Source organism: Pseudomonas sp. B6001, assembly GCF_013386015.1.
Taxonomy (GTDB): Bacteria; Pseudomonadota; Gammaproteobacteria; order Pseudomonadales; family Pseudomonadaceae; genus Aquipseudomonas.
This window is the reverse complement of the sequence record NZ_JACAOX010000018.1, coordinates 205,633-231,003: the sequence shown is the minus strand read 5'-3', so window position 1 is coordinate 231,003 and position 25,371 is coordinate 205,633. Positions and strand designations below refer to the sequence as shown.

21 protein-coding genes are annotated in these 25,371 nt (G+C 61.0%); 13 read left to right on the top strand and 8 right to left on the bottom strand.

Annotation, left to right across the window (positions count from 1 at the left end):
• Window positions 1–26: 26 nt before the first annotated feature.
• The gene (gene tusA / locus HX821_RS20780; RefSeq protein WP_088424520.1) at window positions 27–278 is read left to right on the top strand and encodes a sulfurtransferase TusA; all 252 of its coding nucleotides are present in this window, start codon (window positions 27–29) and stop codon (window positions 276–278) included.
• On the opposite strand, the gene HX821_RS20775 is transcribed toward tusA, so the two are convergent.
• The gene (locus HX821_RS20775; protein WP_032899660.1) at window positions 275–1,663 is read right to left on the bottom strand and encodes an MATE family efflux transporter; all 1,389 of its coding nucleotides are present in this window, start codon (window positions 1,661–1,663) and stop codon (window positions 275–277) included. The genes tusA and HX821_RS20775 overlap by 4 nt on opposite strands.
• A gap of 327 nt (window positions 1,664–1,990) precedes the next feature.
• Between HX821_RS20775 and pdxB the strand changes: the two genes are divergently transcribed.
• Entirely contained in the window at window positions 1,991–3,133 is a 1,143-nt protein-coding gene (gene pdxB, locus HX821_RS20770) for a 4-phosphoerythronate dehydrogenase PdxB (protein ID WP_177036333.1), read from the top strand.
• A gap of 51 nt (window positions 3,134–3,184) precedes the next feature.
• Here pdxB and HX821_RS20765 read toward each other — a convergent pair whose 3' ends face one another.
• Entirely contained in the window at window positions 3,185–3,358 is a 174-nt protein-coding gene (locus HX821_RS20765; RefSeq protein ID WP_003218992.1) for a PA1571 family protein, read from the bottom strand.
• Window positions 3,359–3,574: 216 nt separating this feature from the next.
• Here HX821_RS20765 and HX821_RS20760 point away from each other — a divergent pair, with 216 nt between their 5' ends.
• Window positions 3,575–5,383, top strand: coding sequence for an ABC transporter transmembrane domain-containing protein (locus tag HX821_RS20760; RefSeq protein ID WP_177008120.1), 1,809 nt, complete (start codon window positions 3,575–3,577; stop codon window positions 5,381–5,383).
• A 63-nt stretch (window positions 5,384–5,446) separates the two neighbouring features.
• Here the strand turns inward: HX821_RS20760 and HX821_RS20755 are convergent, their stop codons facing one another.
• The gene (locus HX821_RS20755) at window positions 5,447–7,375 is read right to left on the bottom strand and encodes a transglycosylase SLT domain-containing protein (protein ID WP_008437594.1); all 1,929 of its coding nucleotides are present in this window, start codon (window positions 7,373–7,375) and stop codon (window positions 5,447–5,449) included.
• A 212-nt stretch (window positions 7,376–7,587) separates the two neighbouring features.
• Here HX821_RS20755 and HX821_RS20750 point away from each other — a divergent pair, with 212 nt between their 5' ends.
• On the top strand, window positions 7,588–9,507 hold the full coding sequence (locus HX821_RS20750; protein ID WP_003218986.1) for an ATP-binding cassette domain-containing protein: 1,920 nt from the start codon (window positions 7,588–7,590) through the stop codon (window positions 9,505–9,507).
• A 198-nt stretch (window positions 9,508–9,705) separates the two neighbouring features.
• Here the strand turns inward: HX821_RS20750 and HX821_RS20745 are convergent, their stop codons facing one another.
• Window positions 9,706–10,143 (bottom strand): universal stress protein, encoded by a 438-nt coding sequence (locus HX821_RS20745; protein WP_003218985.1) that lies wholly within the window; start codon window positions 10,141–10,143, stop codon window positions 9,706–9,708.
• Between the two features lie 104 nt (window positions 10,144–10,247).
• On the opposite strand from HX821_RS20745, the gene HX821_RS20740 reads away from it, so the two are divergent.
• The 7 genes from HX821_RS20740 (at window position 10,248) to HX821_RS20710 (ending at window position 18,629) form a co-directional block, all read left to right on the top strand.
• Entirely contained in the window at window positions 10,248–10,685 is a 438-nt protein-coding gene (locus HX821_RS20740) for a hypothetical protein (protein WP_177036332.1), read from the top strand.
• 452 nt (window positions 10,686–11,137) lie between these two features.
• Window positions 11,138–13,285 (top strand): fatty acid oxidation complex subunit alpha FadB, encoded by a 2,148-nt coding sequence (fadB, locus tag HX821_RS20735; RefSeq protein WP_003218979.1) that lies wholly within the window; start codon window positions 11,138–11,140, stop codon window positions 13,283–13,285.
• Between the two features lie 29 nt (window positions 13,286–13,314).
• Window positions 13,315–14,490 (top strand): acetyl-CoA C-acyltransferase FadA, encoded by a 1,176-nt coding sequence (gene fadA, locus HX821_RS20730; protein WP_003218978.1) that lies wholly within the window; start codon window positions 13,315–13,317, stop codon window positions 14,488–14,490.
• A gap of 96 nt (window positions 14,491–14,586) precedes the next feature.
• Window positions 14,587–14,823, top strand: a complete 237-nt coding sequence (locus tag HX821_RS20725; protein WP_008437597.1) for a DUF1653 domain-containing protein — start codon at window positions 14,587–14,589, stop codon at window positions 14,821–14,823.
• 114 nt (window positions 14,824–14,937) lie between these two features.
• Complete coding sequence (topA, locus tag HX821_RS20720) at window positions 14,938–17,559, top strand: type I DNA topoisomerase (protein ID WP_003218973.1); 2,622 nt, start codon at window positions 14,938–14,940, stop codon at window positions 17,557–17,559.
• Window positions 17,560–17,685: 126 nt separating this feature from the next.
• Window positions 17,686–18,207: a DUF6586 family protein gene (locus HX821_RS20715; protein ID WP_003218971.1), complete on the top strand. Its 522-nt coding sequence runs from the start codon at window positions 17,686–17,688 to the stop codon at window positions 18,205–18,207.
• A 188-nt stretch (window positions 18,208–18,395) separates the two neighbouring features.
• Window positions 18,396–18,629, top strand: a complete 234-nt coding sequence (locus tag HX821_RS20710) for a hypothetical protein (protein WP_003218969.1) — start codon at window positions 18,396–18,398, stop codon at window positions 18,627–18,629.
• A 112-nt stretch (window positions 18,630–18,741) separates the two neighbouring features.
• On the opposite strand, the gene sulA is transcribed toward HX821_RS20710, so the two are convergent.
• Together sulA and lexA are read right to left on the bottom strand one after the other, a co-directional pair.
• Window positions 18,742–19,215, bottom strand: a complete 474-nt coding sequence (gene sulA / locus HX821_RS20705; protein WP_003218967.1) for an SOS-induced cell division inhibitor SulA — start codon at window positions 19,213–19,215, stop codon at window positions 18,742–18,744.
• A 10-nt stretch (window positions 19,216–19,225) separates the two neighbouring features.
• Window positions 19,226–19,834, bottom strand: coding sequence for a transcriptional repressor LexA (lexA, locus tag HX821_RS20700; RefSeq protein WP_003172575.1), 609 nt, complete (start codon window positions 19,832–19,834; stop codon window positions 19,226–19,228).
• Window positions 19,835–20,096: 262 nt separating this feature from the next.
• Between lexA and psrA the strand changes: the two genes are divergently transcribed.
• Both psrA and nagZ read left to right on the top strand, forming a co-directional pair.
• A complete protein-coding gene (gene psrA, locus HX821_RS20695) occupies window positions 20,097–20,804 on the top strand; it encodes a transcriptional regulator PsrA (RefSeq protein ID WP_003218964.1) in 708 nt (235 codons plus the stop codon).
• Between the two features lie 170 nt (window positions 20,805–20,974).
• Window positions 20,975–21,985 (top strand): beta-N-acetylhexosaminidase, encoded by a 1,011-nt coding sequence (gene nagZ, locus HX821_RS20690; RefSeq protein ID WP_003218962.1) that lies wholly within the window; start codon window positions 20,975–20,977, stop codon window positions 21,983–21,985.
• A gap of 112 nt (window positions 21,986–22,097) precedes the next feature.
• Here the strand turns inward: nagZ and HX821_RS20685 are convergent, their stop codons facing one another.
• Together HX821_RS20685 and HX821_RS20680 are read right to left on the bottom strand one after the other, a co-directional pair.
• On the bottom strand, window positions 22,098–24,788 hold the full coding sequence (locus HX821_RS20685) for a DEAD/DEAH box helicase (RefSeq protein ID WP_177036331.1): 2,691 nt from the start codon (window positions 24,786–24,788) through the stop codon (window positions 22,098–22,100).
• A 9-nt stretch (window positions 24,789–24,797) separates the two neighbouring features.
• Window positions 24,798–25,367 (bottom strand): CsiV family protein, encoded by a 570-nt coding sequence (locus HX821_RS20680; RefSeq protein WP_003218957.1) that lies wholly within the window; start codon window positions 25,365–25,367, stop codon window positions 24,798–24,800.
• Window positions 25,368–25,371 lie beyond the last annotated feature (4 nt).

Sequence of the window (25,371 nt, the reverse complement as noted above, 5' to 3'; positions counted from 1 at the left end):
CTGGCAGCCTGTATCAGGAGTGAATGATGAGCGACATTTTTGACACCCCGGTCGATGGCACCCTTGATGCCACCGGCCTCAACTGCCCGGAACCGGTGATGATGCTGCACCAGCACATCCGCGACCTGGCGCCCGGTGGCTTGCTCAAGGTGATCGCGACCGATCCGTCGACCCGTCGCGACATCCCCAAGTTCTGCGTGTTTCTCGACCATGAACTGGTGGACCAGCAGGAGCAGGCCGGTACCTACCTATACTGGATCCGCAAGAAATCGGCTTAAGCCCGGCGAATCCGCTTGCGTGCGCTGCGCACCAGGCGGATCACCAACATCGCCGCGGCACAGCTCAGGCCCACGATCAGCCCCTGCCACAAGCCGCTCGGGCCGCGGGCGTCGCCCAGCCACTCGGTCAGCCCCAGCGCGTAGCCCACCGGCAAGCCCACGCCCCAATACGCAAACAGCGTCAGCACCATGGTCACCCGAGTATCCTGGTAACCACGTAGTGCGCCGGCGGCCGTGACCTGGATCGCGTCCGAGAACTGAAACAGCGCCGCAAACACAATCAGCATCGCCGCCACCTGGATCACCAGCGGATCCTGGGTGTAGATGGTGGCGATCTGTTCGCGAAACAGCAGCATCAGGCTGCAGGACAGGCAGGCATACACCAGCGCGGTGCCCATTCCGACACCTGCGGCAAAGCGCGCCTCACGGGGTTCGCCACGGCCCAGGGCCTGGCCCACGCGCACGGTGACCGCCATGCTCAGGGAATAGGGGATCATGAACACCAGCGAACTGAAGTTCAGCGCGATCTGGTGTCCGGCCACCACCGTGGCACCGAGGCTGCCGATCAGCAGCGCGATCACCGCAAAAATGCTCGACTCGGCAAACACCGCGATCCCGATGGGCAAGCCAATGCTCAACACACGCTTGATCACCGACCATTGCGGCCAGTCAAAGCGCTTGAACAGCTCGCTGCTCTGATACACCGGTGCCCAGCGGGTCCAGGCGGCCAGGCCAAGCATCATCACCCACATCACGATCGCCGTGGCCCAGCCGCAACCGATGCCGCCCATGGCCGGCACGCCGAAGTGGCCGTAGATGAACACATAGTTCAGCGGAATATTCAGCGCCAGCCCGCACAGGCCCATGACCATGCTCGGCCGCGTTCGGCCCAGCCCGTCGCTGAAGCAGCGCAGCACGTAATACAACGCAATGGCCGGCATGCCCGAAGCGATGCCGTGCAGGTAGCCCATGCAGGGCTTGATTAACTCGGGATCGACCTTCATCAGGTGCAGGATCGGTTCGGCGCTGATCAGCAACAGCAGCGCGGTAATTCCCACCACCAGTGCCAGCCACATCGACTGGCGCACCAGCGGGCCGATTTCACCGTGGGTGCCGGCACCAAAGCGCTGGGCGACTTTCGGCGTGGTGGCCAACAGGGTGCCGGTCATCAGCAGGTACACCGGGATCCAGATGGAGTTGCCCAGGGCGACCGCCGCCAGGTCTCGGGAGCTGACACGCCCGGCCATCACGGCATCGACGAACCCCATGGCGGTGGTCGCCAGTTGCCCGATCATGATCGGCAGCGCCAGGGCCAGCAGGTTGCGCACTTCAAGGCTGACGCGGGCGGGGCGAGAAAGGGCGGTGGTGGTTGTGGCAGTGTTCACGTACAGATGTCCGATAGGGGGAGCGCAGGACGGCGCATTCTACGCCTTGACGTGTTGGTCAGGAAAAAACCTGTGTTGTGGATTTGTAAACACATCCCCGCGCAAATGCAGCGTTTTGTGGCGAGGGAGCTTGCTGTGGTGAGGGAGCTTGCTGTGGCGAGGGAGCTTGCTCCCGCTGGGCTGCGCAGCAGCCCCATAACGGGCAACCGATGTGTACCTGAAAAAACACGGTGCTGCATTTGGGAGCGCTGCGCACTCCAGCGGGAGCAAGCTCCCTCGCCACGAGGAAAACCGCTGTACACTGCTGATCCGCGAAAGGAGCCTGCCATGCTGATTGTTGCCGACGAAAATATCCCGCTGCTCGATGCATTCTTTGAAGGATTCGGCGAGATTCGCCGGGTTCCGGGCCGGTCCATCGACCGCGCGACGATCGAACAGGCCGATGTGCTGCTGGTACGTTCGGTGACCAACGTCACCCGTGCCTTGCTCGAAGGCACGCCGGTGCGGTTTGTCGGCACCTGCACCATCGGCACTGATCACCTCGACCTCGATTACTTCCAGCGCGCCGGCATCCAGTGGTCCAGCGCCCCCGGCTGCAATGCCCGTGGCGTGGTCGACTATGTGCTGGGCAGCCTGCTGACCCTGGCCGAGATCGAAGGCGCCGACCTGGCCCAGCGCACCTACGGTGTGGTGGGGGCCGGTGAAGTCGGCGGGCGTCTGGTCAAGGTGCTCAAGGCGTTGGGCTGGAACGTGCTGGTGTGCGACCCGCCCCGGCAGATCGCCGAGGACGGTGATTACGTCAGCCTGGAGCAAATCGTCGAGCAGTGCGATGTGATCAGCCTGCACACGCCGCTGAACAAATCCGGCAACGGCTCCACCTGGCACTTGTTCGACCGCGAGCGCCTCAACCAGCTCAAGCCCGGTGCCTGGCTGATCAACGCCAGCCGCGGCCCGGTGGTGGACAACGCCGCCCTCAAGGAGGTGCTGCTGGCGCGCGAAGACCTGCAGGCCGTGCTGGATGTGTGGGAAGGCGAGCCGCAGGTGGACGTCGACCTGGCCGACCTGTGTGTGCTGGCCACCCCGCATATCGCCGGCTACAGCCTGGACGGCAAGCAGCGCGGCACGGCGCAGATCTATCAGGCGTTTTGCCGGCATCTTGGTCAGGACCCGACGATTCAATTGAGCGACTTGCTGCCGGAGCCGTGGCTGGCCGAAGTCAACCTCAATGCCAATACCGATCCGGCCTGGGCCCTGGCGACGCTGTGCCGCAGCATGTACGACCCGCGCCGTGATGACGCGGATTTCCGCCGCAGCCTGGTAGGCACAGTGGATGAGCAGCGCAAGGCCTTCGACCTATTGCGCAAGCACTACCCCGAGCGGCGTGAGATTGACGGCTTGAAAGTGCGGATCAACGGCGAGTCTGCCGCCTTGTCGAGCATCGTGGCGGCATTGGGCGCACAGGCAATCTGAAGGCATAAAAAACCCGGCCATCAAGGCCGGGTTTAAGAGAGCGTGGGCGAATCAGCCTCGCTTGGCAGGCTTGACCAATTTCTGTTCCAGTTCGGCGCACGCGCTCTGGATCATTTCTTCGGTGATTTGCACTTCGCGGCCCTGAGCGTCGATGTACGAGCAAGGCAACTGCTGCGGTTGGCGGATCACTTGAATTTTGGCGTTGCTGCTGTTTTGCAAGGACATGGCCCGTCTCCTCATCAGGTTGTGTACCTACTTTAAAACCCCCGCGTGACCGCGTTGTTACAACTCCTTGCGCGGCCCGCAGATCGAATGCCCAGTCCAGCAGAAACCGATACAAATTTCCAGCCGGTCCTTAGACCAATAGCCTCTAGGGCCTAGCTTCGGTGAGCATAATTAACCTGACTCATTGTGATTCGCTCAAGTTCCCCCCATGTAGCAATGCAGGTTCCCGTCTCCAACCTTCAGGTGAAACCCTCCATGCTCTCAGCCCGTCAACGCCGCGCGATTCGCCTGGCCAGTCGCTTCGTCGCTCCCTACCGCTGGCAGGCCCTGGGCGCCTTGTTGGCGCTGATCGTCACCGCCGGCATTACCTTGTCCATGGGCCAGGGTATTCGCCTGCTGGTGGACCAGGGGTTCATGACCCAGTCGCCGCACCTGCTCAACCAATCCATCGGTCTGTTCATGATCCTGGTGCTGGGCCTGGCGGTGGGCACCTTTGCGCGGTTTTACCTGGTGTCGTGGATCGGCGAGCGGGTGGTGGCGGACATCCGGCGGCAGGTGTTCAACCACTTGATCTACCTGCATCCGGGCTTCTACGAAAACAACCGCAGCTCGGAAATCCAGTCCCGGCTGACCACCGACACCACCTTGCTGCAATCGGTGATCGGCTCCTCGCTGTCGCTGTTCCTGCGCAACGCCTTGATGGTGATCGGCGGGATCGTGCTGCTGTTTGTCACCAACCCCAAGCTCACCAGCATCGTCGTGATAGCGCTGCCACTGGTGCTGGCGCCGATCCTGATCTTCGGCCGCCGGGTGCGCAGCCTGTCGCGCCAGAGCCAGGACCGCATCGCCGATGTCGGCAGCTATGTGTCCGAAACCCTCGGCCAGATCAAGACCGTGCAGGCCTACAACCACCAGGTCCAGGACGAACAGCGCTTCGCGCTGACGGTGGAAGAGGCCTTCACCACCGCCCGCAAACGCATCGTGCAGCGCGCCTGGCTGATTACCCTGGTGATCATGCTGGTGCTGGGCGCCGTGGGCGTGATGCTCTGGGTCGGCGGCATGGACGTGATCGGCGGGCGCATTTCCGGTGGTGAGCTGGCGGCGTTCGTGTTCTACAGCCTGATCGTCGGCAGTGCCGTCGGTACCTTGAGTGAAGTGTTGGGCGAGTTGCAGCGCGCCGCCGGTGCGGCGGAGCGGATTGGCGAATTGCTGCAGTCGAGCAATGAGATCAAGGCGCCCGAAGCCAACGTGATCAAGTTGCCGGAGCGGGTCAGTGGCCGCCTGGAAATCCAGGATTTGCGCTTCTCCTATCCGTCGCGTCCGGATCGTTTTGCCATCGACGGCTTGAGCCTGAGCATCAATGCTGGCGAAACCCTGGCCCTGGTCGGTCCGTCCGGTGCGGGTAAATCGACGATGTTCGATCTGTTGCTGCGTTTCTACGATCCCCAGCAAGGCCGCATCCTGCTTGAAGGCCACCCGCTGACCGAGCTGGATCCGCTGGACCTGCGCCGCTGTTTCGCCCTGGTGTCCCAGAGCCCGGCGCTGTTTTTCGGCAGCGTTGAGGAGAACATCCGCTACGGCAATCCGACGGCCACCTTTGCCCAGGTCGAGGAGGCGGCGCGCATCGCCCACGCCCACGACTTCATTTTGCAAATGCCCGACGGCTACCAGACCCACCTGGGCGACGGCGGCATGGGCCTTTCGGGCGGCCAGCGCCAACGCCTGGCCATCGCCCGGGCCTTGTTGGTGGATGCACCGATCCTGCTGCTGGACGAAGCCACCAGCGCGCTGGACGCCCAGAGCGAACACCTGATCCAGCAGGCGCTGCCGCAGTTGATGGAAGGGCGCACCACCCTGGTCATCGCCCACCGGCTGGCCACCGTGAAGAATGCCGACCGGATTGCCGTGATGGACCAGGGCAAGCTGGTGGCGGTTGGGACGCATCAGCAACTGATCGCCAGCAATCCGCTGTATGCACGGCTGGCGGCGTTGCAGTTCAGTGATGGTGAGTCGACCACCCACTGATTCACCGCCCACAAAAAATGCCCGCATCTCTCAATGCGGGCATTTTTTATGGGACAGCGTTACTTACTGATCATCAAAATACCGCTCATGCCAATCCACCAGCGGCTGCGGTGCATTGAGCTTCTGCCCGTAGATCACCGAATAAGACAGCACGTTCTGCACATACTGGCGGGTTTCGTCGAACGGGATGCTTTCCACCCACACATCGAAACTCAGGTGATCGGCGCCGCGCAGCCATTGGCGTACACGGCCCGGGCCGGCGTTGTAGGCGGCGGTGGCGAGCACGCGGTTGCCGTTGAACTGGGCGTGGACCTGGCTCAGGTAGGCGGCGCCGAGCTGGATGTTCTTGTCCGGGTCGAGCACCTGCTGTTGCGAAGCCAGCGGGATGCTGAACTTGCGCGCAGTCTCCTTGGCGGTGCCGGGCATCAGTTGCATCAGGCCGGTGGCACCGACGCCGGAACGCGCGTCGTCCATGAAGGCGCTTTCCTGGCGGGTGATTGCAAATACCCAGCTGGAATGCACGCCGCGGACCTTGGCTTCTCGCACGAGGGTGTCGCGGTGGGCCATCGGGAAGCGGATGTCCAGGTCGTCCCAGTACTGCGCCTGGCTGATGGTGCGGATCGCCGGGAAGTACCACTTCATGTCGTAGGCCAACTTGGCCTGGGCGACCATTTCGTCGCGGTTGAAGTGCCGGCTGACGTGGTACCACTCGCGGCGGCCATCAACGATCTGGCCACGGGCGTAGAACTCCAGGGCGCGGCGCACGCCCGGTGTGTTGCGTACCTTGTTCATCAGCGCCTGGCTCATCACCAGTGGCTTGTTGTTCAGTTGGTACGGGGACTGGGAGCGATCCGCCGCCAGGAAACCGTAAAAGTCTCGTTCCTTGGCCAGGCCCTTGTACATCACCAGGGCTTGCGGGTTCTTCGGCTCTGCCAGTTCCAGGCTGCGGGCCTGCCAGTAGCGCCAGCGGTTGGTGGTGGCCAGGTCCTGGGGCAGCTTGCGGGTCAACTGGTAGGCGTCTTCCCAGCGGGCCAGGCGCAACAGCAGGCGCAGGCGCCATTCGGAAACGGTGTTGTCCCGCAGTTCCGGATCGTACTTGGTCATCACGTCAAGGGCGCGCGGGTCGTAGCGGCGTGCCAGGGTCAAGCCGATTTCCCGGGCGATCGACACTTTTTCGTCACGCGAGAAGTGCATGCTGCTGGCATAACCGTCGAGCAGGGCCATGGCCTTGTCCGGGTCCTGGCGTGCCAGGCGGCGCAGGCCCAGGCCTACGGCGTCGGACATGGCTTCGTTGGCCGGCAGGAAGCGCGATGGGTCGCCGAGCATGTCGGGCTTCTGCGCCACGTCCACCATCAGGCGGCCCTGGGCGCCGAGGGTCGGCAGGGTCTTCACCAGGCTGTTGGCCAGCGGATAGTTGCGGGCTTCGGCGGCCAGCTTGGCGCGGTCCCAGATTTTCTGTTCGGTCAGTTGGCCGTCGGCGGCCCACTGGCCAAAGGTGGCATCACAGGCCGCAGGCTGGGATTTACCGGTCAGCCACAGCTTCTCGGTGGTTTTATAGCCTTCGGCTTTTTGGTTGTGGGTCAGCTGGAATTGGCCATGGAGGCAGTCCAGTTCGACGAAATTGAGTTTGGCGTCGTAGTACTTTTCAAAGGTTTGCCAGTCGCCACGGTCGGCCAGCCAGCGCAACCAGCGCAGCTTCATCCAGTTGGCCTGGGGCAGGTCGCCGTTCTTGGCGAGGAATTGTTCGATTTCCTCGTTGCTCGCGGTTTTCAGCCGCGCGGTCAGCTCGTCGTAGGCGAGGTACGGCGTCAACGGGTAGTCGGCCAGGGCCTGGCTGTACTGGAAATACGGGCCGCTGTCGCCTTTGGCGAGAGCTCGTTTGGCTTCATCGTAATATTGACGTTGGGTGGTGAGGTCCACGGCCTGGGCGGATTGAACGGCGGTGGCAGAAAGAAGCAGACAAGATAAAAAGCTGAAAAGGCGACTGCGCATGAGACGTCCGTGCAGAGGAATCTGGACTAGTGCCGACGTCGCCGACACTGATTGCCCCTAGCTTAGCCTTTTGCCCGCAACCGGTGAAAGCTTTGCCGGTCGCTTCGTTCAAGTTCATCTGAAATGTCCAACAGAACGTGTCAGCGGCGAAAATGCCGGCCGCCTCGAGCCCTAAGTCAGGTAGAATGCGCGCCCAGTTTTTGGAGAAGCGTATGACCCTGCTCAAATTCAGCGATGTGTCCCTTGCTTTCGGCGCTATGCCGTTGTTGGACAAGGTGTCCTGGCAGATCGCCCGTGGTGAGCGGGTGTGCATCATCGGCCGCAACGGCACCGGCAAGTCCAGCATGATGAAGCTGGTAAAAGGCGACCAGAAGCCCGATGACGGCTCTGTCTGGCGCGCCCCGGGCCTCAAGATTGGCGAATTGCCGCAAGAATTGCCGGTGGCCGACGGACGGACAGTGTTCGACGTGGTTGCCGAAGGCCTCGACGGCGTGGGCGCACTGCTCGCCGAATACCATCACCTGGCGCAGAACTGCGTCACCGAAGCCGACCTGGACAAGCTGATGCACGTCCAGCAAGACCTCGAAGCCCGCGACGGCTGGCGCTTGCAGCAATTGGTCGACAGCACCCTGAGTCGCCTGCAACTGCCCGCCGACAAGACCCTCGCCGAATTGTCCGGCGGCTGGCGTCGCCGCGTCCTGCTGGCCCAGGCCCTGGTTTCCGAACCGGATCTGTTGCTGCTCGACGAACCGACCAACCACCTGGACATCGGCGCAATCGCCTGGCTTGAAGAAGCCCTCAAGGATTTCCAGGGCGCCGTGCTGTTCATCACGCACGACCGTTCCTTCCTGCAGAACCTGGCAACCCGCATCCTCGAACTGGACCGTGGTGGCCTGATCGACTGGAACGGCGACTACGCCAGTTTCCTGGTGCACAAGGAAGCCGCGCTGTCTGCGGAAGAAACCGCCAATGCCCTGTTCGATAAGAAGCTGGCCCAGGAAGAAGTCTGGATCCGCCAGGGCATCAAGGCCCGCCGCACCCGTAACGAAGGCCGCGTACGTGCCCTGAAAGCCCTGCGTGTCGAGCGCAGCGAGCGCCGTGAACGCACCGGCAAGGCCAATATCCAGCTGGACACCGCCGACAAGTCGGGCAAGCAAGTGATGGTCCTGGAAAACGTCAGCTTCCATCACCCGGACGGCCCGTTCCTGATCAAGGACTTCTCCATGGTCCTGCAGCGCGGCGACCGTATCGGCCTGCTCGGCGCCAACGGTACCGGCAAGACCACCTTGCTCAAGCTGATGCTCAACGGCCTGCAACCCACCAGCGGTACCGTGGAAGAGGGCACGCGCATCGACGTGGCCTACTTCGACCAGTTGCGCCACCAGTTGGACCTGGAAAAAACCGTGATCGACAACGTCGCCGAAGGTCGCGACTTTATCGACATCGACGGCCAGAGCCGCCACGTGCTGAGCTACCTGGGCGACTTCCTGTTCAGCCCGCAGCGTGCACGTACGCCGGTCAAGGCCTTGTCCGGTGGTGAGCGTGCGCGCCTGCTGCTGGCCAAGTTGTTCAGCAAGCCAGCCAACCTGCTGGTACTCGACGAACCGACCAACGACCTCGACGTGGAAACCCTGGAACTGCTGGAAGAGGTCCTGCTGACCTTCAACGGCACCGTGCTGATGGTCAGTCACGACCGGGCATTCCTCGATAACGTGGTCACCAGCACCCTGGTCTTCGAAGGCGAAGGCAAGGTGCGTGAATACGTCGGTGGTTACCAGGACTGGCTGCGCCAGGGCGGCTCGCCGCGCCTGCTGGGCGTGACCGAGAGCAAGTCCGGCAAGGCTGACTTGACCTCGGCCGTGGTTGCTCCAGTGGCTGCTGCTCCGGCACCAGCCCAGGAAGCACCTGCTGCGAAGAAGAAGCTCAGCTACAAGCTGCAACGTGAGCTGGAAGCACTGCCGGGTGATATCGACGCCAAGGAACAGCAGATTGCTGCCGTTGAAGCTGAAATGGCTGACGCGGGTTTCTACCTGCGTCCGGCTGCAGAAACCGCCAAGGTGATTGCATCCCTCGAGCAGCTTAACAGCGAGCTTGAAGCCCTGGTTGAACGCTGGGCCGAGCTGGATGCCTGAGTGATTCAAGCGCAATAAAAAACCCGGCGCTCATTTGTATGAGCGCCGGGTTTTTTGTATGAAACGCGGTTCAGATGTGGGAGCGGGCTTGCTCGCGAATGCGGTGTGTCAGTCCATATATTTGTCGACTGATCCACCGCTTTCGCGAGCAAGCCCGCTCCCACACAAGCCCGCTCCCACATTGGATTGCCGTTGGTCTTACGAGCTCTTGACCAGTTTCACGGCCAGCACATCGCAAGGTGCGCCGTGCAGCACGTCATTGGCGGTGGAGCCCAGCAGCAAGGCCAGGCCGTGACGGCCGTGGCTGCCGACCACGATCAGGTCGCAACCTTGCTCCTTGGCCAGGTGGTGGATTTCCTGGCGCGGCTGGCCGTAGGTCAGGTGGCTCTGGTCTTTTTTCAGGGCAGGGTATTTGTTGATCAGCCGGTCAAGGCGTTCCTTGGCCTGGTCGAACTGCTGCTGTTGCAGTTGGGAAAGGTCCATCGGCACATCGCCGCCAAAGGCCATGGCCATCGGTTCGACGATATGCACCAGGGACAGCTTCACCGAGTCGCCTGCAAGGCCTACGGCCCGCTTGATCACGGGGTCGCATTCTTCGGTCAGGTCCACGGCGACCAGAATATGTTCGTAGGGCATGAGGAGTCCTCCAAGGGAAAGCGATAAGTTCAGTATGGCTGGTTTCAAGCGGATGGGGTTGCGTCAGGTCAAATCCGCTCATCAAGAAATTCGGGAGTACACATATGACGGTCTGGATAGTGGTGTCAATCCTTGCGCTGGTTTTAAGCCCCCTGGCGTGGCTGCGTCCTTCGCTCCATTCGAGCGGGCGCATGGCTTTGCGCATGGAGGCGCGGCGCATTGGCCTGGCCATGCAACTGACGCCCCAGGAATGGCCGCACTGGCTCAAGCACGAGCCGCCAAGCCCGTGTGCCCAGTATCACCGGCCACGGCGTGGCACCACGCGGGTGACCTGGAGTTACTGGCAGTTGGAGCCGGGGGTTTGGGTCAATCAGTGGCAGGAAACCTGCGTCGATGAAAAGTTGTTGCCACATTTTGCGACGCTGCCGGCGAACGTCTACAAAGTCGAAGCCGACAAGCAAATGATCACCCTGTACTGGGGCGAGAAGGGCGAGTTGAGCGTGTTGCAGGACATTGACGCGGTGCTCAAGGCGCTGGCCTGAGATTCCTGCGGGCATTAAAAAGCCCGAAAGCATCATCGGGCTGGAGTTGGCCAGGCAGGCCGGTAATTCGTTTTACGTGCCGCTAGCCTAGCCGCATATTCGGTTCTGTACAGCCCTTTAAATCAAAATTCACATTATTGATTTCGCGAATGATTAAACATTGGCGGGGCGATGCCGGCTGCCCCGGGTTCTGAAATGACTGAAAAGTCGCGTTTTTGCGGCCCTTTCGAGCGATTGACAATTCGTCGGATTTGGCTGAAGGTGACGTACCCAAATCAAACGGGCGTATGAATTGAGCGTTTGTCTTTCAGACCGTTCGTACAGAATCCCGACTATCGCGTTGGCGGGTGTGCCTGGCAACTTGGCGTTAGCATCGACGGTAACGTCAGTGCCTACGCTGAATCCTGCGTCCGACGTGTACTGTTCAGCTTCCATATCGTGGAGATCAGTTGATGATTTACGAAGGTAAAGCCATCACGGTTAAGGCTCTTGAAAGTGGCATCGTCGAATTGAAATTCGACCTCAAGGGTGAGTCCGTCAACAAGTTCAACCGTCTAACCCTGAATGAATTGCGTCAGGCCGTAGACACCATCAAAGCAGATGCTTCGGTCAAGGGCGTGATCGTCTCCAGCGGCAAGGACGTGTTCATCGTCGGCGCTGACATCACCGAATTCGTCGACAACTTCAAGCTGCCCGATGCCGAGCTTGTGGCTGGCAACCTCGAAGCCAACAAGATTTTCAGCGATTTCGAAGACCTCAACGTGCCGACCGTTGCCGCGATCAATGGCATCGCCCTGGGCGGCGGTCTGGAAATGTGCCTGGCCGCCGACTTCCGCGTGATGTCTGCCACCGCGAAAATCGGCCTGCCGGAAGTCAAGCTGGGCATCTACCCAGGCTTCGGCGGTACCGTGCGCCTGCCGCGCATCATCGGTGCCGACAATGCCATCGAGTGGATTGCCGCCGGCAAGGAAAACCGTGCTGAAGACGCGTTGAAAGTCGGCGCCGTGGATGCTGTGGTGGCTCCCGACAAGCTGGCAGAAGCCGCGCTGAACCTGATCAAGGGCGCCATCAGCGGCGAATTTGACTACAAGGCCAAGCGTCAGCCAAAGTTGGAAAAACTCAAGCTCAACGCCATCGAACAGATGATGTCGTTCGAAACCGCCAAGGGTTTCGTGGCTGGCCAGGCCGGCCCGAACTACCCGGCGCCGGTTGAAGCGATCAAGACCATCCAGAAGGCCGCGAACTTCGGTCGCGACAAAGCCCTGGAAGTCGAAGCCGCTGGTTTCGTCAAACTGGCCAAGACCTCTGCCGCGCAGAGCTTGATCGGTCTGTTCCTGAACGATCAGGAACTGAAGAAAAAGGCCAAGGCCTACGACGAAATCGCTCGCGACGTGAAACAGGCTGCCGTACTCGGCGCCGGTATCATGGGCGGCGGTATCGCCTATCAGTCGGCGTCCAAAGGCACGCCGATCTTGATGAAAGACATCAACGAGCACGGCATCGAGCAGGGTCTGGCAGAAGCCGCGAAGCTGCTGGTAGGCCGCGTTGATAAAGGCCGCATGACTGCAGCGAAAATGGCTGAAGTGCTTAACGGCATTCGTCCGACCCTGTCCTACGGTGATTTCGGCCACGTCGACCTGGTGGTCGAAGCGGTTGTCGAGAACCCGAAGGTCAAGCAGGCGGTACTGGCTGAAGTTGAAGCCCAGGTGAAAGAAGACACGATCCTGGCGTCCAACACCTCGACCATTTCCATCACCTTGCTGGCCAAGGCCCTCAAGCGTCCGGAAAACTTCGTCGGCATGCACTTCTTCAACCCGGTGCACATGATGCCGCTGGTGGAAGTGATCCGTGGCGAGAAGTCCAGCGAGCTGGCCGTTGCCACCACCGTTGCCTACGCCAAGAAAATGGGCAAGAACCCGATCGTCGTCAATGACTGCCCGGGCTTCCTGGTCAACCGCGTACTGTTTCCGTACTTCGGCGGTTTCGCCAAGCTGGTCAGCGCCGGTGTGGACTTCGTGCGCATCGACAAGGTCATGGAAAAATTCGGCTGGCCAATGGGCCCGGCGTACCTGATGGACGTGGTCGGCATCGACACCGGCCACCACGGTCGCGACGTAATGGCTGAAGGCTTCCCGGACCGCATGAAAGACGACCGCCGCTCGGCGATCGACGCGCTCTACGAAGCCAAGCGCCTGGGCCAGAAGAATGGCAAGGGCTTCTACGCCTACGAGACCGACAAGAAGGGCAAGCAGAAGAAAGTGGCCGACCCATCGGTTCACGAAGTACTCGCGCCGGTCATCTACGAACAGCGTGAAGTGTCCGACGAGGACATCGTCAACTGGATGATGATCGCCCTGTGCCTGGAAACCGTGCGTTGCCTGGAAGACGGCATCGTTGAAACCGCAGCCGAGGCCGACATGGGCCTGGTCTACGGTATTGGTTTCCCTCCATTCCGTGGTGGTGCGCTGCGTTACATCGATTCCATCGGTGTGGCCGAGTTCGTTGCCCTGGCTGATCAATACGCTGATCTGGGCCCGCTGTACCACCCGACTGCGAAGCTGCGCGAGATGGCCAAGAACGGCCAGAGCTTCTTCGGTTAAGTGCCCAGACGACTAGAGCGAGAATATTTATGAGCTTGAATCCAAGAGACGTCGTGATTGTCGACTTCGGTCGTACGCCGATGGGCCGCTCCAAGGGCGGCATGCACCGCAACACCCGTGCCGAAGACATGTCGGCGCACCTGATCAGCAAATTGCTGGAACGCAACGTCAAGGTCGATCCGAACGAAGTCGAAGACGTGATCTGGGGCTGCGTCAACCAGACCCTGGAGCAGGGCTGGAACATCGCCCGCATGGCTTCCCTGATGACGCAGATCCCGCACACCGCTGCCGGCCAGACCGTCAGCCGGCTGTGTGGCTCGTCCATGAGCGCGCTGCACACCGCTGCCCAAGCGATCATGACCGGTAACGGTGATGTGTTCGTGGTTGGCGGCGTGGAGCACATGGGCCACGTCAGCATGATGCACGGTGTGGATCCGAACCCGCACATGTCCCTGTACGCGGCGAAAGCCTCGGGCATGATGGGCCTCACCGCTGAAATGCTCGGCAAAATGCACGGCATTACCCGCGAAGCCCAGGATGCATTCGGCCTGCGTTCCCACCAGTTGGCCCACAAGGCAACCGTGGAAGGCAAGTTCAAGGATGAAATCATCCCGATGAACGGCTACGACGAGAACGGTTTCCTGAAACTGTTCGACTACGACGAAACCATTCGTCCGGACACCACCCTGGAAAGCCTGGCGGCCCTGAAGCCGGCCTTCAATCCAAAGGGCGGCACCGTGACAGCCGGTACTTCGTCGCAGATCACTGACGGTGCTTCGTGCATGATCGTGATGTCGGCCCAGCGTGCCCAGGACCTGGGTATCCAGCCGATGGCCGTGATTCGTTCGATGGCAGTCGCAGGTGTGGACCCGGCAATCATGGGCTATGGTCCAGTACCGGCCACACAAAAAGCATTGAAGCGCGCAGGCCTGACTATCTCCGACATCGACTTCTTCGAGCTCAACGAAGCTTTCGCCGCACAGGCCCTGCCAGTGCTGAAAGATTTGAAAGTGCTCGACAAGATGAACGAGAAGGTTAACCTGCACGGCGGCGCGATTGCCTTGGGTCACCCGTTTGGGTGTTCCGGCGCTCGTATCTCCGGCACGTTGCTTAACGTGATGAAGCAAAATGGCGGCAACCTTGGGGTTGCAACCATGTGCATTGGCCTCGGCCAAGGCATCTCCACCGTCTTCGAACGTATCTAAACGTTTCGTTGACGGAAGCCGGGGCCCAGTGCCCCGGTTTTTGTTTTTTGGAATTTTTTATATTTTTTTTAACAAATTTTGTAAGAGGGCCAGAGCATGAAAGTCGAACCAGGGCTCTACCAGCATTATAAAGGTCCGCAGTACCGCGTTTTTAATGTGGCGCGGCATTCCGAGACCGAAGAGGAAGTGGTGTTCTACCAAGCACTGTATGGCGATTACGGCTTTTGGGTGCGTCCCTTGAGCATGTTCCTTGAGACCGTCGAAGTTGACGGCGAACAGGTCCCGCGCTTTGCTTTGATGCAGGCCGAACCCAGCCTTTTTTCCGTGCAATAAAGGCAGGCCGCGCAGAATGCTGCGCTTGACCTCACCTTGTTGCCACTATATATAGCGTTGCCGCGTCAGGCGCCAACCGCCTTTCACTTCTCGAATTCAGGAATTTTCCGATCCATGGGCAAATCGCTGGTCATTGTGGAATCCCCGGCTAAGGCCAAGACCATCAACAAGTACTTGGGTAACGAGTACGTGGTGAAGTCGAGTATCGGCCATATCCGAGACCTGCCCACCAGCGGTTCGGCTAGCGCCAGCAAGGAGCCTGCCGCCAAGCGTGGCAAGGCGGCTGCGGGCGAAGGTCCGGTGCTCACGCCTAAAGAGAAAGCGCGCAAGCAGCTGGTCTCGCGCATGGGTGTCGATCCCGATCATGGCTGGAAAGCCAAGTACGAGATCCTCCCGGGCAAGGAAAAGGTCATCGAAGAGCTGCGCCGGCTCGCCAAGGATGCTGACACCATCTATCTCGCAACCGACTTGGACCGCGAAGGGGAGGCTATTGCCTGGCACCTGCGGGAAGCCATCGGGGGTGACGACAGCCGCTACAAGCGCGTGGTGTTCAACGAAATTACCAAGAAGGCGATCCAGGAAGCCTTCTCCAAGCCGGGCGAACTGGACATTGACCGCGTCAATGCCCAGCAGGCCCGTCGCTTCCTCGACCGCGTCGTGGGTTACATGGTCTCGCCGCTGCTGTGGGCGAAAATCGCTCGTGGCCTGTCCGCCGGCCGTGTGCAATCGGTTGCGGTAAAGCTGGTGGTGGAGCGTGAGCGCGAGATTCGTGCGTTCAACCCTGAAGAATATTGGGAAGTGCACGCTGACCTGGGCACTGCCAAGGGCAACAACGTACGCTTTGAAGTGGCCCGCGAGAAAGGCGAGGCCTTCAAGCCGCTCAACGAAGCCCAGGCCATGGCCGCGCTGGAGAAGCTCAAGGCTTCCAGCTACAGCATCGTCAAGCGTGAAGACAAGCCCACCAGCAGCAAGCCGTCGGCGCCGTTCATCACCTCCACCCTGCAACAGGCTGCGAGCAACCGCCTGGGCTTCGGGGTGAAGAAGACCATGATGATGGCCCAGCGCCTGTATGAAGCGGGCTACATCACGTATATGCGTACCGACTCCACCAACCTGTCGCAAGACGCGGTGGCGATGGCGCGCACTTATATTGAAAGCGAATTCGGCAAGAAGTACCTGCCGGAGAAGCCGAACGTCTACAGCAGCAAGGAAGGCGCACAAGAGGCTCACGAAGCGATTCGTCCCTCCGACGCCAACACCGAGCCAAGCAAGCTGAGCGGCATGGAGCGCGACGCTGAGCGCCTCTACGAGCTGATCTGGCGCCAGTTCCTGGCGTGCCAGATGCTGCCGGCGCAATACCTGTCGACGACTGTCAGCGTGGGTGCTGGTGACTTCGAGCTGCGTGCCAAGGGCCGTATCCTCAAGTTCGACGGTTACACCCGCGTGATGCCGCAAATCGCCAAGCCGGGCGACGACGATGTACTGCCTGACATGGCTCAGGGCGATGTGTTGAAGCTGATCAAGCTCGACCCGTCCCAGCACTTCACCAAGCCGCCGGCGCGTTATTCGGAAGCCAGCCTGGTCAAGGAGATGGAAAAGCGCGGTATCGGTCGTCCTTCGACCTATGCGGCGATCATCTCCACCATCCAGGACCGCGGCTACGTGGCCTTGCACAACCGTCGTTTCTACTCGGAAAAGATGGGCGACATCGTCACGGAGCGCCTGTCCGAGAGCTTCTCCAACCTGATGGACTACGGCTTCACCGCCGGCATGGAAGAGAACCTCGATGACGTGGCCCAGGGCGAACGCGACTGGAAAAACGTGCTCGACGAGTTCTACGGCGACTTCAAGAAGAAACTTGAAGTGGCTGAAAGCGCCGAGAACGGCATGCGGGCCAACCAGCCGGTGATGACGGACATTCCGTGCCTCACTTGCGGTCGCCCGATGCAGATTCGTACCGCCTCCACCGGTGTATTCCTCGGTTGCTCGGGTTACAGCCTGCCGCCGAAAGAGCGCTGCAAGGCCACCGTCAACCTGGTGCCGGGCGATGAAATCGCGGCCGATGACGAGGGTGAATCCGAGTCTCTGGTATTGCGTGGCAAGCACCGTTGCCCGATCTGCAGCACGGCAATGGATGCCTACCTGCTGGACGAGAAGCACAAGCTGCACATCTGCGGTAACAACCCGGATTGCAACGGCTACGAGATCGAAGAAGGCACTTACCGCATCAAGGGCTACGAAGGCCCGAGCCTGGAATGCGACAAGTGCGGCAGCGAGATGCAGCTCAAGACCGGCCGTTTCGGCAAGTTCTTCGGTTGCACCAACCCGACGTGCAAGAACACCCGCAAACTGCTGAAAAGCGGTGACGCGGCGCCGCCGAAGATGGACCCGGTGAAGATGCCTGAGCTCAAGTGCGAGAAGGTCAACGACACCTACATCCTGCGTGATGGTGCTTCGGGGCTGTTCCTGGCTGCCAGCCAGTTCCCGAAAAACCGTGAGACCCGTGCACCGCTGGTGATGGAGATCGTGCCCCACAAGGACGAGATCGATCCGAAGTACCACTTCCTCTGCGAAGCGCCGAAGAAGGACCCGGACGGTCGCCCGTCCGTAATCCGCTACAGCCGCAAGACCAAGGAGCAGTACGTGCAGACCGAAGTGGAAGGCAAGCCTACCGGCTGGAAAGCGTTCTACGACGGTGGCAAGTGGAAGGTCGAGGACAAGCGCCAGGGCGCTTGATACGATCAGCTACATGCACAAAGGCCGCCTTGATAGGCGGCCTTTTTTTGCGCTTGCAGTGGCCTTGGCTGATCCGTGACACTGTTCAGCCAGCATCACGCTTTATTCGTTGTGGAGACTGCCTTCATGGCCAACGAACTCTATACCCGTACCAACCAGAAAATTTACTTCGCGGGTTTGTCCCTGGAAGCCCTTGGCCGTGCCGAGGAAGGGAAGGAGATGAACGCTATCGCGCTGGTACAGGCCGGGCGTGAAGCCGCGCTGTTCCACCTCTATGGCGCCTTGCTTGGCTTGTGCCATGAGATCGCCGGGTTCTACCGTCTGCCGCAGGCCGGCTCGCCGCGTGCGGAAATGATCATCCACCGGGATGTGCTGGAGTCCATGGCCATCCCGGAGTTGGCCGAACTGGTGGAGATGGCGCAAAGCCCGGACAGTTGGCTGGCGCGCTTGCTGGTAGCCCACGCGGAGATGTTCCAACCTCCACGGGTGAAGCACACGCCCAAAGGCGATGTGACCCAGCCGCTGATCGTGGCCGTAAGCCTGGACGAAGAAGGACCCGAGCCGTTGAGCCGGGAAGAGCTGGAAAGCTGGCGGCAGGAGCTGAAGAAGTTGGCCATTCGGTTTCGGGATGGATTGAACGAGTGCTGAAGGCTTTTCGCTGACAACTACCGCTCTTGTGGCGAGGGAGCTTGCTCCCGCTGGGTTGCGAAGCAGCCCCAAGGCTTTTCAGGCCTGGCAGTGTCAGCTGTCGGAGGGCCGCGGCTCAGCCCAATGCGGGCAAGCCCGCTCGCCACAAGACTGATATAATGCCGGCCTTTCGTGGAGAACAGACTTTTATGCCAACGTCCTTTCTGGAAATTGTTGAGTTGCCCGACGGCCGAATCGAGCTGCGCCGGGCTGAGGACGAGGGTTCTCTGGTGATCTTGGATTTTTCCGAGGACGCAAAAGCGTTCCTGCAGGGCCAGCACGTGGAAGTGGCAAAAGCCATGTTGAGCGTAGGTGTGCAGATGGCGGGGCGCCTGGCTGAAGGCGAACCGGAAAAGGAAGACGGCCCGCGGATTCTTCACTGAATCCGTCTGTCGACTTTTTTACAGGCTTCAATTGTGCAGATCGGCTTCTCAATTCTGAAGAAGCCTCGCGTCATGGCGGATCCTGACAGCTGTCAGTTACCCGCGTATCGTTTTATCCCAACCGAATGTTCAAGCTTTGCGCATCACCTGTGCGGGCGGCGCTGATCAGTTGCTGCCTGGCCGCTGTGGTCAGCGGGTTCAGCCAGCTGACCACCGTATGGCTACGGCCCAGGCGCAAGGCTTCGCAGGTCAACTGCTGGGCGCTTTGAGCACCACGGGGTTGCAGCAACAGGATGCGTTCGCGGTTCAGGCCGGCATCCCGCAACCAGGCCTGGGTCAGGCTGGACGGCGGGGCGATCAGCGTCAGCCAGCGGGCGTCCTGTTCCTCGCTCAATTCGCGAAGGATCGGCGCCAACAGGCTCAGGCAGTTCCCGGCAGCACCGCGCAACGACAGTTCACTGAACGCCTCGGGTTCGGCGCTCCAGGGCGCTTCGACCACTTCCTTGAGGATGGGCGCAAGGGGCTGGGCCATAAAGGCCTCAAACAGCGACAGTTGAGTGTGTTGTGGGGTCTGTAGGAACTGCATGATGCCTCCGTTAGCGGCGAATAACGCCGACGCTCAAGCCTTCAATCACCAGGTCCTGATCCTTCAGGTTCACTTCAATCGGCGCGAATTCGGGGTTCTCGGCCAGGAGCCAGACCTTGCTGCCTTCGCGCTTGAAGCGTTTGACCGTCACTTCATCGCCGATACGGGCGACGACGATCTGGCCATTGCGAGCTTCACGTGTGGTGTGGACGGCCAGCAGGTCGCCGTCGAAAATGCCCACGTCCTTCATGCTCATGCCATGGACCCGCAACAGGTAGTCGGCACGGGGATGGAAGAAGGTCGGGTTGATGTTGCAGGATTCCTCGACGTGCTGTTGCGCCAGGATCGGCGCACCGGCTGCGACGCGGCCGATGATCGGCAGTGTCGACTCGTCGGCCTTGGCTTCGAAGCCAGGGATACGAATACCGCGGGAAGCACCCGGGGTCATCTCGATCGCGCCTTTGCGGGCGAGGGCCTTGAGGTGTTCTTCAGCGGCGTTGGGTGACTTGAATCCCAGTTCCAGCGCAATTTCCGCCCGGGTCGGCGGGTAGCCGTTGTCATCGAGGCAGCGCTTGATAAAAGCCAGAATCTCAGCTTGGCGTGGCGTCAGTTTTAGCATGTTGATCGCTCTGTCTTTTTATACAGTGACTGGGATTATATACAGTGGACTGCGCTTGGCAATCACCGTTTTCAGTCACTCCGCTGGACGGTCATTTATCACCTGTCCTACACACTGGAGACAGCGCTGCCTACAGACCTTGGCGAATGTGATTAAATGGCCATGAAATAGCTGACCGGCCAGCCGCAAACCGACCTGCAGGCTTGACAAGACATAGCTTGAAACGTATGTTTCAAACAAGTGTTTGTCAGGCGGAGTAGCCATGGCCCAGTCGGAAACCGTTGAACGCATTCTCGATGCTGCCGAGCAGTTGTTCGCGGAAAAAGGATTTGCTGAAACTTCATTGCGGCTGATTACCAGCAAGGCCGGGGTCAACCTGGCGGCAGTGAACTACCATTTCGGCTCCAAGAAGGCGCTGATCCAGGCCGTGTTCTCACGTTTCCTGGGGCCTTTCTGCATCAGCCTCGACCGTGAGCTGGAACGTCGCCAGGCCAAGCCTGAAAACAAGCCAAGCCTGGAAGACCTGCTGGAGATCCTCGTCGAACAAGCCCTGGTGGTTCAGCCACGCAGCGGCAACGACCTGTCGATCTTCATGCGCCTGTTGGGCCTGGCGTTCAGCCAGAGCCAGGGCCACCTGCGCCGCTATCTGGAAGACATGTACGGCAAGGTGTTCCGCCGCTATATGTTGCTGGTCAACGAAGCCGCCCCGCGTATCCCGCCAATCGAACTGTTCTGGCGCGTGCACTTCATGCTCGGTGCCGCGGCATTCAGCATGTCCGGGATCAAGGCACTGCGTGCGATTGCCGAGACCGACTTCGGCGTCAACACCTCCATCGAGCAGGTCATGCGCCTGATGGTGCCGTTTCTCGCCGCCGGCATGCGTGCCGAAACCGGCGTCACCGACCAGGCCATGGCCGCCGCCCAATTGCGCCCGCGCAGCAAGTCAGTACCGGTCCCGGCCAAGGTTTAACCCCTCCCGGGTGTGCGCGGCCGCTTGCATCCGCTAAGCTAGCCGCCCATGCCGATTTCAGCTATCTATCCACAGCCCGTTGCGCTCGCTGAGCGTCCGTCTCCAGATTCAATCCTGGCGATGCGATCTCGCGGGGGCTTCGGGCTGCGTGCGTTATTTAAGGAAGCTATATGACCCAAGCCCTGCAAGGCTCTTTGATGGTGGACGTTGCCGGCACCTGGCTGACGGCTGAGGATCGCCACTTGTTGCGTCAGCCCGAGGTGGGCGGCCTGATCATTTTTGCACGCAATATCGAGCATCCTCGGCAGGTGCGTGAATTGAGCGCGGCGATTCGCGCCGTGCGCCCGGACCTGTTGCTGGCGGTCGATCAGGAAGGCGGCCGAGTGCAACGCTTGCGTCAGGGGTTTGTGCGCCTGCCGGCGATGCGTGCCTTGGCCGACAACCCGAATGCGGAGCAACTGGCCGAGCAGTGCGGTTGGATCATGGCAACCGAAGTGCTGGCGGTTGGCCTGGACCTGAGCTTCGCCCCGGTGCTGGACCTCGATTACCAGCGCAGCGCCGTTGTGGGCACTCGCGCCTTCGAAGGCGACCCCGAGCGCGCCGCCGTGCTCGCGGGCGCCTTCATCCGTGGCATGAATAGCGCCGGTATGGCGGCCACCGGCAAGCACTTCCCCGGCCACGGCTGGGCCGAAGCCGATTCCCACGTCGCCATTCCCAACGACGAGCGCAGCCTGGAACAGATTCGCGCCAATGACCTGGTGCCTTTCGCGCGCCTGAGCAAGCAGTTGGCGGCCGTCATGCCGGCCCACGTGATTTATCCACAGGTCGACGCGCAACCAGCCGGCTTCTCCCGGCGCTGGTTGCAGGACATCCTGCGTGGCGAGTTGCAGTTCGACGGGGTGATCTTCAGTGACGACCTGTCGATGGCGGGGGCTCATGTGGTCGGTGATGCTGCCAGTCGTATCGAAGCGGCGTTGACTGCCGGTTGCGACATGGGCCTGGTGTGCAACGACCGCGCCGCCGCCGAGCTGGCCCTGAGTGCTGCCCAGCGCATGAAGGTCACGCCGTCGGCGCGTATCGCGCGGATGCGTGGCCAGGCGGTGGCGTCGACCGAGTACAAGCAGGATCCGCGTTGGTTGGCGGCGTTGGGTGCGCTGCGGGATGCTCAGTTGATCGACTGACAACTGCGGTGCGCCCTTCGCGAGCAAGCCCGCTCCCACATCCGACCGCATTCCTCCAGGGTATATGCGGTCAAATGTGGGAGCGGGCTTGCTCGCGAAGGCGATCTAACAGTCAGCGCTTTTCCTGCTTATGAGGCAACGGCGCAAACAACGCCTCGATATCCTCATTCCCCAACTTCCAATCTCCCGTCGTCCGCCCATCCAGAACGCCCGCCGCCAGGTCAGACTTTTCCTTCTGCAAATGCTGGATTTTCTCTTCCACGGTGCCCCGGGCAATCATCTTGTAGACGAATACCGGCTTCTCCTGGCCGATGCGGTACGCACGGTCGGTGGCCTGGTTTTCCGTGGCCGGGTTCCACCACGGGTCGTAGTGAATCACCGTGTCGGCTTCCGTCAGGTTAAGTCCGACGCCGCCTGCCTTCAGGCTGATCAGGAAGATCTGCAGCTTGCCGCTCTGGAAGTCTTTCACCGGCGTGCGCCGATCCCGCGTCTGACCGGTAAGAAGCGCATAAGCCACGCCGCGCTTCTTCAACTCGGCCTCGATCAGGCTCAGCATCGAAGTGAACTGGGAAAACAGCAGAATCCTGCGGCCTTCGGCAAACAGCTCTTCGAGCATCTCCATCAAGCTGTCGAGTTTGCCCGAGCTACTGCCCTTTGCCGGCAGGGTTGCATCATTGACCAGGCGTAAATCACAGCACACCTGGCGCAACTTGAGCAGCGCCTCCAGGATGATGATCTGGCTGCGCGCCACACCCTTGCGGGTAATCTCGTCGCGGACTTTCTTGTCCATCGCCAGGCGCATGGTTTCGTACACGTCGCGTTGGGCTTCGTTGAGGTCGACCCAGTGGATGATCTCGGTCTTGGGCGGCAGCTCGGTCGCCACCTGCTCCTTGGTGCGACGCAGCAGGAACGGCTTGACCCGACCATTAAGGTGCTGCAATCGCACATCGCTGCCGCGCTTTTCGATCGGTACGCGGTAATCGCGGTTGAAGCTCTTCACGTCCCCCAGCCAACCCGGCAGCAGGAAGTGGAACAGCGACCACAGCTCGCCCAAGTGGTTTTCCAGCGGTGTACCGCTGAGGCACAGGCGCTGGCGGGCGTTCAGCTCGCGGGCCGCCTGGGCGGCCTTGCTGTTGGGGTTCTTGATGTACTGCGCTTCGTCAAGGATCAGCACGTGCAAGGGCAGGGCGGCCAGTTGCTCGATGTCCTTGGGCAGCAGGGCGTAGGTGGTCAGCAGCAGGTCGTAGTCCTGCAACTGAGGGAAATGTTTCTTGCGCCCCGCGCCGTACAACGCCATGACTTTGAGCTGCGGCGTGAAGTGCGCCGCTTCGTCGAGCCAGTTCGGGATCAGGCTGGTGGGCATCACCACCATGCACGGGCGGTCCAGGCGTCCGGCGATTTTCTCGCTGAGAATATGCGCCAGGGTTTGCAGGGTTTTGCCCAGGCCCATGTCATCCGCGAGAATCCCGCCGACGTCGAGTTGGCGCAGCGACTGCATCCAGCTCAGGCCTTCCAGTTGATAAGGGCGCAACGTTGCGTTCAAGCCTTCCGGCGCTTCGCAGCTGAAATCCTTGATGTCCCGCAGGCGCTGGGCGAAGTTGCGGATCTTTTCGCCGCCTTCCCATTGCAGCGGCAGGTCTTCCAGCGGGTTCAGGCGAATCGCGTCGGCCTTGGCCAGGCGCAGCGCGGTGGTGCCGGGCTCTTGCAGGTAGAACTCGCCCAGGGTTGCCAGCACCGGTTTCAGCCGGCCATAAGGCAGCGCCACTTGCAGCGGGCCGTGGCCGTTGGGCAGGCCGGGAATGTTCACCAGGATCAGTTCGTCATCACGGCGCCGGGCGAGTTTTTCCGGGTTGAGGATCTCGGTGTGAGAGCGCATCAGGTTCAACAGGATCGGCAGAAGACTCAGGCGTTCGCCGTTGACGATGATCCCCAGCTCCAAGTCGAACCAGTCGCGCTCCGGCATCTCGTCGACGCTGGCGTACCAGTCGTCGACGGCGCTCAGGTCAAAACCGAAATCTTCGTCGATCTGTAGTTCCCAACCCTGGGCGCGCAGGTTCGGCGAGGCATTCAGGGTGAAGTTCAGCCACGCGCTGTCATTGACCATCTCGAACAGCTCGCCGGCGCTTTCCGGCAGGGCCTTGCTCTGGCGGGTGGCGATCTTGAAGCCCAGCAGGCGCAGCTGTTCGCGAAACTGCTGCTCCACCTCGGGGTGGCGCTTGATCCGCAGGCTCTGTTGTTCCTGGCGCACGATAATGTCGGCGTTCTTCTGGCCGCTGACGTAGTTGCCCAGATAGTTGAAGGACAACGCCGCGCGATGCTGGATATAACGCTGCATCTTGCCGTTGCGCGGTTCGAAGGCACTGAACTCGATACTCGCCAGCCACAGGCGCGGCACCGGTTGCACGTCTTCCATCACCACTTGCGGCAACACCACGCGGTTATCCAGCACCGCCTGGAGCTTCTCCAGCAACTCGGCATCCTGGGCCGCCGCCGGGTAGGCCAGGGTTTCCTGGACCTTGAGCAACACGGCGGCGATGTGTTTGCAGTTGGTGTGTACGGGGCAGGTGCAGCGGCTGTCCACCAGGATCAGCGTGCCCTTGGCGGATTCGCGCAGGGAGATGGTCTGGCGGTAGACATTGCCACCCGAGCCTTCGCAGCTGGCAATGATGGTGCTGTCGCCGGACTCGACGATACGCACGCGGTTTTCCAGGGCGTAGCGTCGGCCACGCTCAAGGCTTTGCTCTTTAAAGCGATTGGCCCACGAAGGGGCCAGGGGTTTGGTCAACGACGACGTCAGGGGCATGGTGCTGGATCAGTCCTGGACATCGGGCGGTGGAGCGCTGGGCGGCTTGGCGGTCAGCGAAGTGATCTTGATCAGCAGGGCGAGGTGGCCGCCGTCCAGGTAGTTGAGCTGGTTGTTCTTGGTGCGCACGTCTTGCTGGCTGAGGTGTTCGCTGGCGATGACGCTGCCGTTGGCGTCGAACTGGTTGACCCAGAAGTCTGCGTCGATATCGGTAAAGCGCCCAAGCTGCAGGTTCAGGGTACCTTCGATGGGGAACTGGCCGAACTGTTCCTGGCCATCGCTGATGGCCAGCTTCACCGGTTGCTCCCCGAGATTCTGTTCCCAGGACTTGTGCAGCAATACGGTGTAGTCGCTGCTGGCTTGCAGCTTCTCGACAATATTGCCCAATCGTGGCGGGCTCATTTTGTCAGTCCCCAGGCGTGGTGCGCCGGCGTCCCAGTTTTCCGGCGCCGCACGGCTGTTGATCACCGGCTCGGCGTTCTGGCGCACCAGGATCATCTCCACCAGGTACGGGCTGTCGGCGAACGCCGAAGGGGCAACGACCACCAACAACAAGCTCAAAATGCGGAACAGGCGCATTGGG